Raw genomic sequence first — 15,839 nt, 5'->3', positions numbered from 1 at the left:
ATTTCAGATGCCGAGGTCGCTGGCGTGCGCCTGCGCCCAGTCGAAATACCTGGAAGGCGCCGAGCCCTGCGCGCAGCAGCGCTCGAAATGCCTGGCCTTTTTCTGCTGAATGACCTCGACCAGGAAGGCGGCGTCGTAGGCTTTCAGGAGATGGGGCTGGCGGGTCTGCAGGTAATGGCAGATGCGCTCCCCGGCGTCCTGGCTGGCGCTCAGCAATTCCTCATAGGTACGGCTGTCCCAATGCCACCTGAAGCCCAATTCATAGAAGGCCGCGTTGTAGGCGTTCCGTTCCACTTCATTGTTCCGATATTGAATTGGCAAATCATTGACCATGTGCTGCTCCTTTGAATTGAAATGCCATCGCTTTTTTCATCCGTTTCGCTTGGCATGTTCAAAATGTAGGTGCTGCGATCAATAATTAATAGTGAAAGTATTTTATTAAGATCATTCGCTGTGAGTTATGCATGGGCCGCAATGTTTTTCCGATCGCAGGCCCTGCGCAAGACAGGGCCCGTGCGCCTCAGATCACGCCCTCTGCCCGCAGCATGGCCAAGTCGTCCGTGCCGTAACCGAGCTGCCGCAGCACTTCCTCGGTGTGCTCGCCAAGCAGCGGCGAGCGCGTCACCTCGGTCGGGCTGTCCGACAGCTTGATGGGATTTCCGACCGTCAGGTACTTGCCCCTCGCCGGATGGTCGACCTCGACGATGGTGCCGCTCTCGCGCAGGGACTCGTCCGCGGCGATCTCCTTCATCGAGAGGATCGGCCCGCAGGGGATGTCGTACCGGTTGAGGATGTCCATGGCCTCGAACTTGTCCTTGGTCATGGTCCACTGCTCGATGCGCGCGAAGATCGGCTTGAGGTGGAGGAGCCGCGCGGCCGGCGTGGCGTAGGCCTCGTCGTCGATCCAGCCCTCCTCGCCGATCACCTTGCATACCGCCGGCCACACGGCTCCCTGCGTGATGAAGTAGATGTAGGCGTTCGGATCGGTCTCCCAGCCCTTGCAGCGCAGGATGGAGCCCGGCTGGCCGCCGCCCGAGGCATTGCCGGCGCGCGGTACGGCGTCGCCGAACTTCCCGTCGGGGTATTGCGGGTATTCGTGCAGGGTGCCGGTGCGCTCGAGGCGCTGCTGGTCGCGCATCTTCACGCGGCAGAGGTTGAGCACGGCGTCCTGCATGGGCGCCAGCACCTTCTGGCCGCGCCCGGTGGTGTTGCGCTGGTAGAGCGCCGCCATGATGCCGAGCGCCAGGTGCAGGCCGGTGCCGCTGTCGCCGATCTGCGCACCGGTCACGACCGGCGGGCCGTCGTCGAAGCCGGTGGTCGAAGCCGCGCCGCCGGCGCACTGGGCGACGTTCTCGTAGACCTTGCAGTCGGCGTACTTGCCCGGCCCGAAGCCCTTCACCGAGGCCACGATCATGCGCGGGTTGAGGTCCTGGATGTGGCTCCAGGTGATCCCCATGCGGTCCAGCGCGCCGGGCGCGAAGTTCTCCACCAGCACGTCGCAGGTCTTGATCAGCGTGTCGAGCACCTGCTTGCCCTTGGGCTTCTTGGTGTCCAGCGTGATGGAGCGCTTGTTGTGGTTCAGCATCGTGAAGTAGAGGCTGTCCACGCCCGGGATGTCGCGCAGCTGGCCGCGCGTCGCATCGCCTTCGCCGGCGCGCTCGACCTTGATCACGTCGGCGCCGAACCAGGCCAGCAGCTGCGTGCAGGTGGGGCCGGACTGCACGTGTGTGAAATCCAGGATGCGGACGCCTTCGAGGGCCTTGCTCATCGTGTCTCCTTTGATACGAACATCCGTGCGCGGAGGACGTCCTTTGCGGGACCTTCGCGTTTGCGCGTACGGACGTCCGCGTTCTATGCCTTGATCCTGGCTTCGACTTCCGCCAGCCGCGCACGCAGCTTGCGATCTTCCGCGAAGCGCGCCGTTTCATCGCGCACGAACGCGACGATGCCCGTGACCTTGCGATCCTCGGAGAACAGCATCGAAACGGTGAAGGCGATCGACAGCGTGTGTCCGTCCTTGTGCAGCGCGGGCACGCGCAGCAGGTCGGCGCCGTACTTGGTGATGCCGGTGGCCATGGTCTTCTGATAGCCCTCCCAATGGCGCCCGCGCTGGCGCTCGGGGATGATCAGGTCGAGCGACCGGCCCAGCGCCTCGGCTTCGGTGAAGCCGAAGATGCGCTCGGCGGCCCGGTTCCAGAGCACGATCGCGCCTTCGGCATCGCACACCATGATGGCGTCGCCGGCGCCGGCGACCAGCTGCTCGAGATCGATGTTTGACTTCAAGCGAATCTCCAGAAATTCGAGCGGTTCCTGTTCCGGGAAACACCGCGGCACCGGCATGGCCGGGCCGCCGGTGCGTCTGACTACACGGCTTTGGCTTCGCGCAGGTTCGCGATCTGCTCTTTCGAGTATCCCAGCTCGGCGAGCACCTCCTCGCTGTGCTCGCCCAGCAGCGGCGAAGGGGTGATCTCCGGCTTCAGGTCGGAGAACTTGATCGGGCTGCCGACGGTGAAATAGCTGCCGCGCTCCTTGTGGCCCTTCACCTCGACGATCGAGCCGCTCTTGCGCAGCGATTCGTCGTGCAGCAGCTCCTTCATCGTCAGCACCGGCGAGCAGGGGATGTCGAACTTGCGCAGGATGTCCACGGCCTCGAACTTGGTCTTGTCCGCCAGCCAGTCCTCGATGGTGGCGAAGATCTGGGTGATGTGCGGCTGGCGCGCCTTGGCGGTCATGTAGTCGGGGTCGGTCTTCCACTCGGGCTTGCCGATGGCATCGCAGATCGGCGCCCAGGCGTGGCCCTGCACCGTGAAATAGATGTACGCGTTCGGGTCGGTCTCCCAGCCCTTGCACTTGAGCACCCAGCCCGGCTGGCCCCCGCCGCCGGCATTGCCGCCGCGCGGCACGACGTCGCTGAAGGTGCCGTGCGGGTACTGCGGGTACTCCTCGAGGTAGCCGAGCCGGTCCAGGCGCAGCTGGTCGCGCATCTTCACGCGGCAGAGGTTCAGCACGGCATCCTGCATCGCACACGCCACGCGCTGGCCCTTGCCGGTCTGCTGGCGGCCGATGATGGCGGTCAGGATGCCGATCGCCAGATGCATGCCGGTGTTGCTGTCCCCCAGGGCGGCCGCGCTCACGGTGGGCGGGCCGTCCCAGAAGCCGGTGGTCGATGCCGCACCGCCGGCGCATTGCGCGACGTTCTCGTAGACCTTCAGGTCGTCGTAGTGGTGGCCATCGCTGAAGCCCTTGACCGAGGCGACGATCATCCTGGGATTCAGTTCCTGGATACGCTCCCAGGTGAAGCCCATGCGGTCCAGCGCGCCGGGGCCGAAGTTCTCGACCAGCACGTCGGATCCGCGGATCAGTTTCTCCAGCACGACCTTGCCCTCGGGCTGCTTGGTGTCCAGGGTCAGCGAGCGCTTGTTGCTGTTGAGCATGGTGAAGTACAGCGCGTCGACATCCGGGATGTCGCGCAGCTGCGTGCGCGTGACGTCGCCCGAGCCGGGGCGCTCGACCTTGATGACGTCGGCGCCGAACCAGGCCAGCATCTGCGTGCACGCGGGGCCGGCCTGGACGTGGGTGAAGTCGATGATCTTGATGCCGTTGAGTGGTTTGTTGCTGCTCATGTCATAGCTCCTGTATTGCCTGGGATTACTTCTTCTTCGCCGTGCTCGGATTGAGGCTGGTGATGCGGCCGCTTTCCGTGCCGGCGGTCTCGTCGATCACGGCGTTGATCAGGGTCGGCCGGCCGGAGGCGACGGCTTCGGCCAGGGCCTTCTCCAGCGCCTCCGCGGTGGTGGCGTGCACACCGATGCCGCCGAAGGCTTCCATCAGCTTGTCGTAGCGCGCGTTCTTGACGAACACGGTCGGCGCCACGTCTGCGGTGCCGCTGGGGTTCACGTCGGTGCCGCGGTAGACGCCGTTGTTGTTGAAGACGACGATGCAGATCGGCAGGTTGTAGCGGCAGATGGTCTCGACCTCCATGCCGCTGAAGCCGAAGGCGCTGTCGCCCTCGATGGCGATCACCGGCTTGCCGGTGACCACGGCGGCAGCGACGGCGAAGCCCATGCCGATGCCCATGATTCCCCAGGTGCCGACGTCGAGACGCTTGCGCGGCTCGTACATGTCGACGATGCTGCGCGCGAAGTCGAGGGTGTTGGCGCCCTCGTTGACCACGATCGCATCGGGCCGCGCCTTGACCTGCTCGCGGATCACGCTGAGCGCGCTCTGGAAGCTCATGGGCGAGGGCCGCGCTGCCAGCGTGACGGCCATCTTCGAGAGGTTCTTGTCCTTGCGCTCGGCGATGGCGCCGGTCCATTCGGCCGGGGGCTTGGCCCACTTCGCATCGATGCCGGCGAGCAGCGCCGCCACGCAGGAGCCGATATCGCCGATCACCGGCGCCGCGATGGCGACGTTGCTGTCGATCTCCGTCGGCGCGATGTCGATCTGGATGAACTGCTTGGCGCCCTTCTCCTGGCCCCAGGTCTTGCCCTTGCCGTGCGACAGCAGCCAGTTGAGGCGTGCGCCGACCAGCAGCACGACGTCGGCCTCCTGCAGCACGTACGAGCGCGCGGCGGCGGCCGACTGCGCATGGGTGTCGGGCAGGAGGCCCTTGGCCATGGACATCGGCAAGTAGGGGATGCCGGTCTTCTCGACCAGCGCGCGGATGTCGGCGTCGGCCTGCGCATAAGCCGCGCCCTTGCCCAACAGGATCAACGGCTTCTTCGCGCCCTTGAGCAGGTCGAGCGCGCGCTTCACCGCGTCGGCGCCCGGGATCTGGCGCGGCGCCGGATCGACGACCTTGATCAGCGACTTCCGGCCGGCCACGGCGTCCATCGTCTGCGCGAACAGCTTGGCCGGCAGGTCCAGGTACACGCCACCCGGGCGGCCCGACAGCGCCGAGCGGATCGCCCGGGCGATGCCGACGCCGATGTCCTCGGCATGCAACACGCGGAAGGCCGCCTTGCACAAGGGCTTGGCGATCGCGAGCTGGTCCATCTCCTCGTAGTCGCCCTGCTGCAGGTCGACGATCTCGCGCTCGCTGGAGCCGCTGATCAGGATCATCGGGAAGCAGTTGGTGGTGGCGTTGGCCAGCGCCGTCAGACCATTGAGGAAGCCGGGGGCCGAGACCGTGAGGCAGATGCCGGGCTTCTGGGTCAGGAAGCCGGCGGCCGCGGCCGCGTTGCCGGCATGCTGCTCATGGCGGAACGAGATGACACGCATGCCCTCGGCCTGCGCCATGCGCGTGAGGTCGGTGATCGGGATGCCGGGCAGCGCGAAGATCGTGTCGATGTCGTTGAGCTTCAGTGCATCGATGACGAGGTGGAAGCCGTCGGTGACCCGGGATTCTTCCCCAGCCTCGTCGAGCGGGACGCTGTGAAGGGCGCGTGCGGGTGTGTCGCCGGCGTTCGCGTCTGCCTGCCTGGCGGTAATGACTGAAGACATGTCTCTCCTTCTGCTTCGTGTGGAATGGCGGTGGCCGTGCCCGGACTATGATTTGCACCCCGGCTGCCAGCCGTTGACCTGGGTCAACTTTCCGGAAAACGACACGCCGCGGAGGCCCCCCTGTCTTTGCGAAACGGAGCAAGACGCGAATCCATGACCTCGTTGGAACACCACCCGGAGAAAAACATCATTCGTGCCCAGCTCCGGCAGAACATCCTGCTCAAGGACCTGAGCGAGAGCGACCGCGCCGAGCTGGAACGCGACCTCGCGGTGGTGGACGGCAACAAGGGCGACTTCCTGCTGCACCAGGGCGTGCGCGAGATGGAGCAGTACTTCATCCTCGACGGCATCCTCAAGCGGGTGGTGAGCAATCCGGAGGGCAAGGAGATGATCCTTCGCTTCGCCGACGAGAACGACATGGAGACCAGCTACGCCGCCCTGCGGCTGGGCACGCCGACGCCGTACGGCATCGTCTGCGTGACCAAGGCGCGGGTCGCGAGCCTGCCGCTGAAGGAATGGATCGCCTTCCTCGACCGCCATCCGGGCGCCAAGGAGCTGTTCGAGTTCAGCGTGATGCGCGGGATGAGCGAGATCATGGCGCACACCATCACGCTGCACCTGCTGGACGCGCCGGGGCGCGTGCACCGCTTCATGCGCAAGCACCCCGAGCTGGTGGACCGCATTCCGAGCAAGGAGCTGGCGTCGTACCTGAACCTCTCCGCGGAGACCCTGAGCCGGCTGAAGAAGCGGGGAAAGATCTGACTCAGGTCTGCTTCGCAGATGCGAAGCGCCGCGGGCTGGTCATCAGCCTTGATTCGTTGGTCGCATCCTTGGCGAGCGCACCCGTCTCCTGGGTCATGGCGATCACGGGCAGGTGTTCGGCGCCTTGCAGTCGGTCAGTCCACCGGGCGCTCGGCGGCGAATTCGTCAGGCTTTTTCGGCTTGATCATCGCCAGCACTTTCGAGATCAGCGGCCAGAAGAGCATGGTCAGCGCCAGCGTGGTGATGCTGCCCACCAGCGGGTTCGACCACATGATGCCGACGTCGCCCTGCGACACCAGCATCGCCTGGCGGAACGAGTCCTCGGCCTTGTCGCCGAGCACCAGGGCCAGCACCAGCGGCGCCAGCGGGAAGTCCAGCTTCTTGAACACGTAGCCCACCACGCCGAAGCCGAGCATGAACCAGATGTCGAGCATCGCGTTGTGCACGGTGTAGGCGCCGATCGCGCAGATCACGATGATCACCGGCGCGATGATCGAGAACGGAATGCGCAGGATCGAGGCGAACAGCGGCACGGTGCTCAGCACCACGACCAGGCCGACGACGTTGCCGAGGTACATGCTGGCGATCAGGCCCCAGACGAAGTCCTTCTGCTCGACGAAGAGCAGCGGCCCCGGCTGCAGGCCCCAGATCAGGAGACCGCCGAGCAGCACCGCCGCGGTGGGCGAGCCCGGGATCCCCAGCGCCAGCATCGGCAGCAGCGCGCTGGTGCCGGCGGCATGCGCCGCGGTCTCGGGCGCGACCACGCCTTCCATCTCGCCGGTGCCGAACCTGGGGCCCTTCTTCGACATCTTCTTGGCCAGGCCGTAGCTCATGAAGGAGGCCGGCGTGGCGCCGCCGGGCGTGATGCCCATCCAGATGCCGATCAGCGAGCTGCGCAGCGAGGTGATCCAGTACTGCGGCAGCTGCTTCCAGGTCTGCAGCACCACCTTGGGATCGATCTTGGCGCTCTTGCCGGAAAACTTCAGCCCCTCCTCCATCGACAGCAGGATCTCGCCGATGCCGAACAGTCCAATCACCGCGATCAGGAAGTCGAAACCGCGCATCAGCTCCGGCTGGCCGAAGGTCAGGCGCAGCTGGCCGGTGACGGTGTCCATGCCGACGCTGGCGAGCGCGAAGCCCAGCGCCATCGAGGCGAGGATCTTGAAGGGCGAGCCCTTGCCCATGCCGACGAAACTGCAGAAGGTCAGCAGGTACACGGCGAAGAACTCCGGGGAGCCGAACTTGAGCGCGAACTTGGCGACCAGCGGCGCCAGGAAGGTGATCATCACCACCGCCAGGAACGCGCCGACGAAGGAGGAGGTGAAGGCGGTGGTGAGCGCCGCGCCTGCCTTGCCCTGCTGGGCCATCGGGTAGCCGTCGAAGGTGGTGGCGACCGACCAGGGCTCGCCGGGAATGTTGAAGAGCACGGAGGTGATCGCCCCGCCGAACAGTGCGCCCCAGTAGATGCACGACAGCATGATGATGGCCGAGGTCGGCGACATCGTGAAGGTGAGGGGCAGCAGGATCGCCACGCCATTGGCGCCGCCCAGGCCGGGCAGCACGCCGATCAGCACACCCAGGATGATCCCGACGAACATCAGGACGATGTTCATGGGTGTCAGGATCACGGCGAAGCCCTGCAGCAGGGCGCTGATTTCATCCATTTCGGTTCGCTCCGTGAGGTTCAATAACCGAGAAAGCGAAGCGGATCGAGCGAGCCCTTGAACAGCGGCACCTTGAACCAGACTTCGAACATGAGAAAGAAGAGCGCGTTGACGGCGAACGCGACCGCGGCGCTCTTCGCCCAGGCGTACTTGCCCAGCACAACCATGAAGAGCGCGATGTAGACGGCCGAGGCGACATACAGACCCAGCAAGGTGACAGCCAGCACGTAGGCAGTGGCCGGCACCAGCACCGACAGGACGCGCTTCAATTGCTCCGCATCGACGAACACCTCGGCGTTGCGGCGCTTGCCGAGCAGGGCCTGGTAGAAGATGCCGGCGCCGGAGACGACGATGATCACGCCGATGTAGAAGGGAAAGTAGCCGGCGCCCGGGCCGTCGGTGGTCCAGCCCGCGCCGAGGCGGCTGCTCTCGAAGACCACGCCCAGGCCGATGATCAGCAGCAGGGCCGCCACCACGGCCTCGACGATGTGCGTGCGCACGCCGGTGCGCACCGCGTGATCGGAATTCTCGTTGTGCTCCATGGAGCCCCCATCGTGTATGTCGAGAAAGATCGGAGGCGGGGACCCGCCGTCCGGCCGGCCGCGCGAAGGCGCGGCGCTCTGCCGCCGGGTGCGGCTACTTGGCGCTGACGATGAAGCCGGCCTCGGTCATCAGCGCGCGGTGGGTGGCCTCCGCGCCGGCCAGCCACTTCGCGAAGTCATCGCCGGTCATGAAGGTCGGGTTGAAGGCGCCCTTCTCCATGTACTCCTTCCACTCCGGCGTCGCGGTCACCTTGGTCAGAAGGTCCACATAGAAGGCGAGCTGGTCGGGCGTCACGCCGGCCGGCATGAAGATGCCGCGCAGCATGGTGTACCGGGTCGGCACGCCGGCTTCCTTGCAGGTCGGGATGTCGTTCCACGACTGCGTGTCGGTGACCTTGGTCTTGAAGGGCATGCGCTCATCGTCGAAGACGCACAGCGCGCGCAGCTTGCCGGCACGCCATTGGGCGACCGCCTCGATCGGGTTGTTGACGGTGGAGTTCACGTGGCCGCCCACCAGTTGCACCGCCACCTCGCCGCCGCCCTTGAAGGGAACGTAGATGAACTTGGTGCCGGTGGCCTTCTCGAGCGCGACGGTGATGATCTGGTCTTCCTGCTTGGAGCCGGTGCCGGCCATCTTGAACTTGCTCGGCCCCGCGGCCTTGACCGCGGCGATGTATTCGCCGGCGTTCTTGTAGGGCTGCTCGGCGTTGGTCCACAGCACGAACTGGTCGAGCGCCAGCATGGCGACAGGCGTCATGTCCTTGTAGTTGAAGGGCACGCCGGTGGCCATCGGCGTGGTGAACAGGTTCGACAGCGAGATGATGATCTTGTGCGGATCGCCCTTGGCCTCCTTCACTGCGAGGAAGCCTTCGGCGCCGGCGCCGCCCGACTTGTTGACGACGATCAGCGGCTCCTTCATCAGCTTGTACTTGATGACGATGCCCTGCAGCAGGCGCGCCATCTGGTCGGCCCCGCCGCCAGTGCCGGCGGGGATCACGAACTCCACAGGCTTGCTCGGCTCCCACGCCAGTGCGGGCGCAGTGGCGGCAAGCGCCAGCAGTGCGACGGCCAGGGCTTTGGTGCCGCGCGTCCGGGCGCGCGACAAGATGCGTTCGATCATGGTGTCTCCTGTTGAAACTGCGTTTTTCTTGCTTGCATCGCAGTCGAATCCCAGTGGGGGCAATGCTGATTGCCGGCCGCGAAAGGCGGCTTGACCGTGGTCAACTTTTCGGAGATTCCGTATCGGGGTTAGCCCGCGCCCCGAGGGGCCCGCAGGCCGGGTGGTGGTGCTGCGCCGGCACGCCTCGCGCGTGGGACGGCGCCCGACCAGGCCGGCCCTTAATCCGCGAACGGAAGCTCGAAGGCGTCGCCGTTCCAGCCGAGGAGTTCCGCCAGGCGCCGGACGATCCAGCGGGCTTCGGCCGCGGAGACGCCCGCCTTGGGCTTGCTCAGGCCGTCATGGATGCGCGTGAGGATCTCGGCTTCCGACGGCACCTCGACATGGTTCAGCACCTGCGCGTGCGAGACGAGGTGGTTGGCCAGATCCTCGCAGACCTCATAGCGCTCCCGCACGGTGGCAATGGGCTCGGCCAAGCGCTGCCTTGCGTCGGTGTAAAGCGCGAAGAAGGAAGGCGGGATGTGGATCTGGTAATCGTCGGACATGCGTCGGCCCCAAGAAAAACGCGCCCCATGGGCGCGTCGTTCGTGTGAAGAAAGAAACGGGCCGGGCTTCAGCCGCCCTTCTTGGCCCGCTTGCCGGGGTTCTTCTTGCTGCGGGTCGCGGTGCCGCGCTCGAGGCTCACCTTCTGGCCGCCACCCATCCTGGGAAGGGCGTAGCCGGGCATCGGAACGGGCTTGGGGGTGGCCTTGCGGTCGGCCTCGGTGCGGATCTTCTGGGTCATGGAAGGCTCGGTGAAAAAAGGGGAAAGGGCGACATTAGGCCACATCGAGCAGCCGGACCTTCACGGACCGGCCCTTGACGCGACCTGTGGAAAGTTTGTGCGCGGCCTCACGCGCAATGCGGCGATCGACGGCGACGTAGGTCGAGAACTCGTTGATGCTGATCTTGCCGACCTGCTCGCGGGTGAAGCCGGCCTCACCGGTCAGCGCACCCAGCACGTCGCCGGCGCGGATCTTGTCCTTGCGGCCGCCGGTGATCTGCAAGGTGGCCATGGGTGGCTCCAGGGGGCCTTCGGCATCGCCTGCGGGTGCGGCCAGCTCGGCCAGCGGATGCCATTCGCATTCGCGGCCCTGCAGCTGCTCGATCTTGCCGACGCGGCCCATCTCGTCGAGGCTGGCGAGGCTGAGCGCCAGGCCTTCGGCGCCGGCGCGGCCGGTGCGGCCGATGCGGTGGATGTGGATCTCGGCGTCGGGCGTGACATCGACGTTGATCACGGCTTCGAGCTGGGCGATGTCGAGCCCGCGCGCCGCCACGTCGGTGGCGACCAGCACCGAGCAGCTGCGGTTGGCGAACTGCACCAGCACCTGGTCGCGCTCGCGCTGCTCGAGCTCGCCGGACAGGGCGAGTGCGCTGAAGCCCTGGGCCTGCAGCACCTGCGCCAGATCGCGGCACTGCTGCTTTGTGTTGCAGAAGGCCAGCGTGCTCTGCGGCCGAAAGCTGTTGAGCAGCAGGCCGACGGCGTGCAGGCGCTCGCTGTCCTTCACCTCGTACCAGCGCTGGCGGATCTTGCCTTCGTCATGCTGCGTCGCCACCGCAATCTGCTGCGGGTTCTTCATGAACTGCCCGGCGAGCTTCGCGATGCCTTCGGGGTAGGTGGCGGAGAACAGCAGGGTCTGGCGCTCCTTCGGGCACTGGCGCACGACCGTCGCGATGTCGTCGAGGAAACCCATGTCGAGCATGCGATCGGCCTCGTCGAGCACCAGCGTACCGAGGGCGTCGAGCTGGAGACTGCCGCGCTCGAGATGATCGAGCACGCGGCCCGGCGTGCCGACCACGATGTGGGCGCCATGCCCGAGGCTCGACAGCTGCCCGCGCAGCGCGACGCCGCCGCACAGCGTGACCACCTTGATGTTTTCCTCCGCGCGGGCGAGGCGGCGGATCTCGGCCGTCACCTGGTCGGCCAGCTCTCGCGTCGGGCACAGCACCAGGGCCTGCACCGCGAAGCGGCGCGGATCGAGGCGCGCCAGCAGAGGGAGTGCGAAGGCGGCGGTCTTGCCGCTGCCGGTCCGCGCCTGCGCGATGAGGTCCGCACCACCGAGTGCCGCCGGCAGGCTGGCGGCCTGGATCGGGGTCATCTGGAGGTAGCCGAGCTGCCGCAGGTTCGCCAGCATGGGCGGCGAAAGCGGCAGCGTCGAGAAATCGACGGCGGGACCGTTCACGGCGGCGCTGCTCAGCGGCGCGGGCCGTTGTTGTTGCCCCCGGTCGGCGGCGGACCGCGGCGCTCCAGGTGGCGGAAGGTGATGCGCCCCTTGGTCAGGTCGTAGGGCGAGAGCTCCAGCGACACCTTGTCCCCGGCAAGGATGCGGATGTGGTGTTTGCGCATCTTGCCGCCGCTGTAGGCGATCAGCTGATGACCGTTGTCCAGGGTCACGCGGTAGCGGGAGTCGGGCAGCACTTCGGTGACTGCACCGTTCATTTCGATCAGTTCTTCCTTGGGCATGAGCACCTCTGAATGTTTGCGTGGATGATTCGAATCGGGCGCCTGCGCAGGGCGACACCGCCTTGCGCCTGAAACTGTGAGAAGGGCGCGGGCCCGCCGGATATGGCGCCCACCGGAGCGGACAGCGCGCTCTATTCGCTTCAATGGAGTACGAAAGCAGCGGTGGCATTCATGGGCACCCGGCCTGGCGCACCAGCGCACTGCGTGAGCCGGCCGAGAGAGAACCCGAGGAACCCAGGTCGGCCGGGGAGTGACGAAATGCTTCGTCGACTATCGAAGCGAACCCCCGATTCTAACCGGACTGGCATGACTGTTGCTCGACGCCAAAGCCCATGGGCGCCGGAACGACATCGCCAGGCGCGCTTGCGAGCGCACGCCCTGCGGCGCACCATCGCGTCAACCACCGTTCCAAGGAGCGCGGCCATGAAAGATCGAGCATCGTCCCGGCGGCTCCGGATGCTCGCCGCCGGGATCTTCTGGCTGCTCCTGCTGGCTGCCGTTCCGCTCGCCCTGGCCGCTTCACCGCCGCGGCCCGATGCGGCTTCGGCCCAGGTCCAGGCCCTGCAGCGCGCAGGCGACGCGGTGGTGGCCCTGCGCGTCACCGTGACCGAGGGCGCGACCTCGGCCGACAGCCTGGGCGCGCGGCGCTCCGGCTCCGGCGTGGTGATCGGGCCCGACGGGCTGATCCTGACCATTGGCTACCTGCTGCTCGAGGCCGAGACCATCGAAGTCGTCACGCAGGACGACCGCACCCTGCCTGCGCGCCAGGTCGCTTACGACCTGGCGACCGGCTTCGGACTGCTGCGGCCTCTGGTGCCCTTGCGCGGCATCGCCCCCGTCCCCTTCGCGAGCGTCAGCGGCCTGGCCCCGGGCGAGCCTCTGCTGGTTGCGACCGGCAGCAACAGCGGCATCGAGGTGGGTTTCACCAGGCTGCTGGCCGTGCGCCCGTTCTCGGGCTATTGGGAGTACCACATCGAGTCGGCCCTCTTCACCAGTCCGCCGGTTCCCAATCACAGCGGCGCGCCGCTCTTCAACCGCCAAGGCGAGCTGCTGGGCATCGGCAGCCTGTTCGTGCTGGAGGCGGCGGAGGGCAACGAGCAACGGGTGATTCCGGGCAACATGTTCGTGCCGGTCGAGCTGCTGCGCCCGGTACTGGAAGAGATGCAGGCCACCGGCCGCACGCGAGCCAGCATCCGGCCCTGGCTGGGCCTGTCCTCCTCGGAGCGCGATGGGCATGTACAGATCGTGCGCGTCGACCGCGAGGGACCGGCGCTGGCCGCCGGGCTTCAGCCCGGCGACGTGGTGCTGGAGGTGGACGGCATCCAGGTGGCCACCCTCGAGGCCTTTTACAAGCAGCTGTGGAAGCGGCCGGCCGCCGACGCCGAGGTGGAACTCACGGTGCAGCAGGGCTCGGAAACGCGCAAGGTGCGTGTCCATGCGATGGACCGCATGAAGACGCTGCGCAAGCCGGCCGGGATCTAGCCGGTTCAGCGCTGGATGCCCAGCATCCTGCGGTTGGCCGCGCTGTCGATGCCGCCGGCTGCGAAATCGTCGAAGGCACGATCCGCGACGCGGATGATGTGGTCGGCGATGAACTGCGCGCCCTCGCGCGCCCCGTCCTCCGGATGCTTGAGGCAGCATTCCCATTCCAGCACCGCCCAGCCGGGGAAGTCGTAAGCCGCCAGCTTCGAGAAGATGGCCCCGAAGTCGACCTGGCCGTCGCCCAGCGAACGGAAGCGCCCGGCCCGGTTGATCCACGGCTGGAAGCCCCCGTAGACGCCCTGCTTGCCGGTCGGATTGAACTCCGCATCCTTCACGTGGAAGACCTTGATGCGCTCATGAAAGTGGTCGATATAGGCCAGGTAGTCGAGCTGCTGCAGCACGAAGTGACTGGGGTCGTAGAGCAGGCAGGCGCGCGGGTGCCGGCCCACGCGCTCGAGGAACATCTCGTAGCTGACGCCGTCGTGCAGGTCCTCGCCCGGGTGGATCTCGTAGCAGACATCGACGCCGGCATCGTCGAAGGCATTGAGGATCGGCAGCCAGCGCCGGGCCAGCTCGTCGAAGGCCTCCTCGATCAGACCCGGCGGACGCGGCGGCCAGGAATAGACATAGGGCCAAGCCAAGGCACCGGAGAAGGTGGCGTGCGCCGTGAGCCCGAGGTTGGCCGAAGCCCGGGCCGCCAGATGCAGCTGCTCCACGGCCCAGGCCTGGCGCTTCACGGGATCGTTGCGCACCTCGGGTGCCGCGAAGCCATCGAAGCCCGCGTCGTAGGCCGGGTGCACGGCCACGAGTTGGCCCTGCAGATGGGTCGAGAGCTCGGTGATCCGGATGCCGTGCCGCGCCAGCGCGTCCTGCACTTCCTCGCAGTAGGTCTTGCTGTCCGCCGCCAGGCGCAGGTCGAACAGACGGGCATCCCAGCTCGGGATCTGCACGCCCTTGTAGCCCAGGCCGGCGGCCCAGCCGGCGATGGCGTCGAGCGAGTTGAAGGGGGCGGCATCTCCCGCGAACTGGGCCAGAAAGATGGCCGGCCCCTGGATGGTCTTCATTCGGTCGCTCCTGTGTTTCGAGTCGCACGCCAAAGAGCGCGATCCTATCCCCGCGGCGCTGTCCGACGCAGCGGCGGGGTGTGCTGTCCACTGCGAGGGGCTTTGGAACGTTTCACAATGCTCGTACTGTTACCGAAGGCGCATGGCCCCGGCGCGGCGCCTTGATCGCAATGCCACAAACCGTTTCCGGTCGATTGAAGATCGGCCTGTCCGCCTGTTTTTCCCACGCCGACCCGGCGCGATCGTTGTTCACCAACAAGACGCTGCAGTACGTGGAGCAGTCGATCACCCACTGGCTGATGTCGGCAGGTGCCATGGTGGTGATGGTGCCCTGCCCCACCGGCGAGACGGCGCGCGGCGACACCAAGCTCTCGCACTACGCGGAATGGCTGGATGGGGTGGTGATGCACGGCGGGGCGGACGTCTGGCCCGGCAGCTACGGCGAGGTTCCCCTGAAGCAAGCCTGGGTCGGCGACCGCGTCCGCGACCTCTACGACCTCGCGCTGGTCGAAGCCTTCGAAGAAGCGGGCAAGCCGATCTTCGGCGTCTGCCGCGGCCTGCAGCTCATCAATGTGGCATTCGGCGGCACGCTCTACCAGGACATCGAGGCGCAGCATCCCAACGCGTTGCGGCACCGCGATCCGGTCACCTACGACCAGAACTTCCACGAGATCGGCATTGCGCCCGGCTCGCGGCTGGCGAAGCTCTATCCGGGCATGGAGCGCGCGCGGGTCAACAGCATCCACCATCAGGGTGTGAAGGACCTGGCGCCTGGCTTCGAGGTCGAGGCCTGGAGCATTCCCGACCACGTGCCCGAAGCCATCCGACGCAAGGAAGGCCGCGGGCGCAGCTACATCGCCGCCACCCAGTGGCACCCGGAATTCCACAAGTACGGCAGCACCGAGACGGTGGACGACACAGCCATCCTGGAGGACTTCCTGTGGGCCTGCGCCACCGCGAAGGTCAGCCCACGCGGACCGCTGCGCACCGCCCCGGGCCGCATCCGCAACCGGGCAGCGCGTCTGCTTCGGCAGGCGCTGCTGATGCGCTGAGGCTGCCGTCCCTAGTCGCGCGACGAGCGATTGCGCGTGCCGCTGACGCCCGCGTCGATGGTGCCGAACACCGTCACACCGCTGCTGCCGCCGATGGTCGGGCGTTCGCCATCGACGGGCGTTGGCGACGAGGCGCAACCTGCGGCGGCGCCAAGCGCCACCATGAAGCACAACGATCGCAGGGCGGAAACGAGTTTCTTCAAGGGGGTTC

Annotated in this window: 17 protein-coding genes; 3 read left to right on the top strand and 14 right to left on the bottom strand. The window is 66.6% G+C overall.

Annotation, left to right across the window (positions count from 1 at the left end; genetic code table 11):
* Positions 1-3: 3 nt before the first annotated feature.
* From J2739_RS02645 to oxc, 5 genes are all read right to left on the bottom strand, one after another.
* Positions 4-333: an HAD family hydrolase gene (locus J2739_RS02645; RefSeq protein WP_309898234.1), complete on the bottom strand. Its 330-nt coding sequence runs from the start codon at positions 331-333 to the stop codon at positions 4-6.
* A gap of 187 nt (positions 334-520) precedes the next feature.
* Positions 521-1,768 (bottom strand): formyl-CoA transferase, encoded by a 1,248-nt coding sequence (gene frc / locus J2739_RS02640; protein ID WP_309898232.1) that lies wholly within the window; start codon positions 1,766-1,768, stop codon positions 521-523.
* An 83-nt stretch (positions 1,769-1,851) separates the two neighbouring features.
* Positions 1,852-2,283 (bottom strand): PAS domain-containing protein, encoded by a 432-nt coding sequence (locus tag J2739_RS02635; RefSeq protein WP_309898230.1) that lies wholly within the window; start codon positions 2,281-2,283, stop codon positions 1,852-1,854.
* A gap of 80 nt (positions 2,284-2,363) precedes the next feature.
* Positions 2,364-3,623 (bottom strand): formyl-CoA transferase, encoded by a 1,260-nt coding sequence (gene frc / locus J2739_RS02630; RefSeq protein WP_309898228.1) that lies wholly within the window; start codon positions 3,621-3,623, stop codon positions 2,364-2,366.
* A gap of 25 nt (positions 3,624-3,648) precedes the next feature.
* Positions 3,649-5,442, bottom strand: coding sequence for an oxalyl-CoA decarboxylase (gene oxc, locus J2739_RS02625; RefSeq protein WP_309898226.1), 1,794 nt, complete (start codon positions 5,440-5,442; stop codon positions 3,649-3,651).
* A 153-nt stretch (positions 5,443-5,595) separates the two neighbouring features.
* On the opposite strand from oxc, the gene J2739_RS02620 reads away from it, so the two are divergent.
* Entirely contained in the window at positions 5,596-6,204 is a 609-nt protein-coding gene (locus J2739_RS02620) for a Crp/Fnr family transcriptional regulator (protein ID WP_309898225.1), read from the top strand.
* A 134-nt stretch (positions 6,205-6,338) separates the two neighbouring features.
* On the opposite strand, the gene J2739_RS02615 is transcribed toward J2739_RS02620, so the two are convergent.
* From J2739_RS02615 to infA, 7 genes are all read right to left on the bottom strand, one after another.
* Positions 6,339-7,868 (bottom strand): tripartite tricarboxylate transporter permease, encoded by a 1,530-nt coding sequence (locus J2739_RS02615; RefSeq protein WP_309898223.1) that lies wholly within the window; start codon positions 7,866-7,868, stop codon positions 6,339-6,341.
* A 20-nt stretch (positions 7,869-7,888) separates the two neighbouring features.
* Positions 7,889-8,410: a tripartite tricarboxylate transporter TctB family protein gene (locus J2739_RS02610; protein ID WP_309898220.1), complete on the bottom strand. Its 522-nt coding sequence runs from the start codon at positions 8,408-8,410 to the stop codon at positions 7,889-7,891.
* A gap of 94 nt (positions 8,411-8,504) precedes the next feature.
* Complete coding sequence (locus J2739_RS02605) at positions 8,505-9,530, bottom strand: Bug family tripartite tricarboxylate transporter substrate binding protein (RefSeq protein WP_309898218.1); 1,026 nt, start codon at positions 9,528-9,530, stop codon at positions 8,505-8,507.
* Between the two features lie 218 nt (positions 9,531-9,748).
* Positions 9,749-10,072, bottom strand: coding sequence for a hypothetical protein (locus J2739_RS02600; protein WP_309898215.1), 324 nt, complete (start codon positions 10,070-10,072; stop codon positions 9,749-9,751).
* Positions 10,073-10,140: 68 nt separating this feature from the next.
* On the bottom strand, positions 10,141-10,311 hold the full coding sequence (locus J2739_RS02595) for a hypothetical protein (RefSeq protein ID WP_309898213.1): 171 nt from the start codon (positions 10,309-10,311) through the stop codon (positions 10,141-10,143).
* 34 nt (positions 10,312-10,345) lie between these two features.
* Complete coding sequence (gene dbpA / locus J2739_RS02590) at positions 10,346-11,749, bottom strand: ATP-dependent RNA helicase DbpA (RefSeq protein ID WP_309898212.1); 1,404 nt, start codon at positions 11,747-11,749, stop codon at positions 10,346-10,348.
* A gap of 11 nt (positions 11,750-11,760) precedes the next feature.
* Entirely contained in the window at positions 11,761-12,030 is a 270-nt protein-coding gene (infA, locus tag J2739_RS02585; RefSeq protein WP_086920445.1) for a translation initiation factor IF-1, read from the bottom strand.
* 423 nt (positions 12,031-12,453) lie between these two features.
* Between infA and J2739_RS02580 the strand changes: the two genes are divergently transcribed.
* Positions 12,454-13,512 (top strand): S1C family serine protease, encoded by a 1,059-nt coding sequence (locus J2739_RS02580; protein WP_309898210.1) that lies wholly within the window; start codon positions 12,454-12,456, stop codon positions 13,510-13,512.
* 5 nt (positions 13,513-13,517) lie between these two features.
* Here J2739_RS02580 and J2739_RS02575 read toward each other — a convergent pair whose 3' ends face one another.
* A complete protein-coding gene (locus J2739_RS02575) occupies positions 13,518-14,576 on the bottom strand; it encodes a sugar phosphate isomerase/epimerase family protein (protein ID WP_309898208.1) in 1,059 nt (352 codons plus the stop codon).
* A 170-nt stretch (positions 14,577-14,746) separates the two neighbouring features.
* Between J2739_RS02575 and J2739_RS02570 the strand changes: the two genes are divergently transcribed.
* Positions 14,747-15,628 carry a gamma-glutamyl-gamma-aminobutyrate hydrolase family protein gene (locus J2739_RS02570; protein WP_309898205.1) on the top strand — a complete coding sequence of 294 codons (882 nt, stop codon included), beginning with the start codon at positions 14,747-14,749 and terminating at the stop codon, positions 15,626-15,628.
* 11 nt (positions 15,629-15,639) lie between these two features.
* On the opposite strand, the gene J2739_RS02565 is transcribed toward J2739_RS02570, so the two are convergent.
* Positions 15,640-15,831: a hypothetical protein gene (locus J2739_RS02565; protein ID WP_309898204.1), complete on the bottom strand. Its 192-nt coding sequence runs from the start codon at positions 15,829-15,831 to the stop codon at positions 15,640-15,642.
* Between the last annotated feature and the right edge of the window lie 8 nt (positions 15,832-15,839).

Origin of the sequence: Variovorax soli, assembly GCF_031454625.1 — a bacterium.
GTDB lineage: Bacteria > Pseudomonadota > Gammaproteobacteria > Burkholderiales > Burkholderiaceae_C > Variovorax > Variovorax soli_A.
The sequence above is the reverse complement of the archived record's forward strand: the minus strand, read 5'-3'. Positions and strand labels throughout refer to the sequence as shown.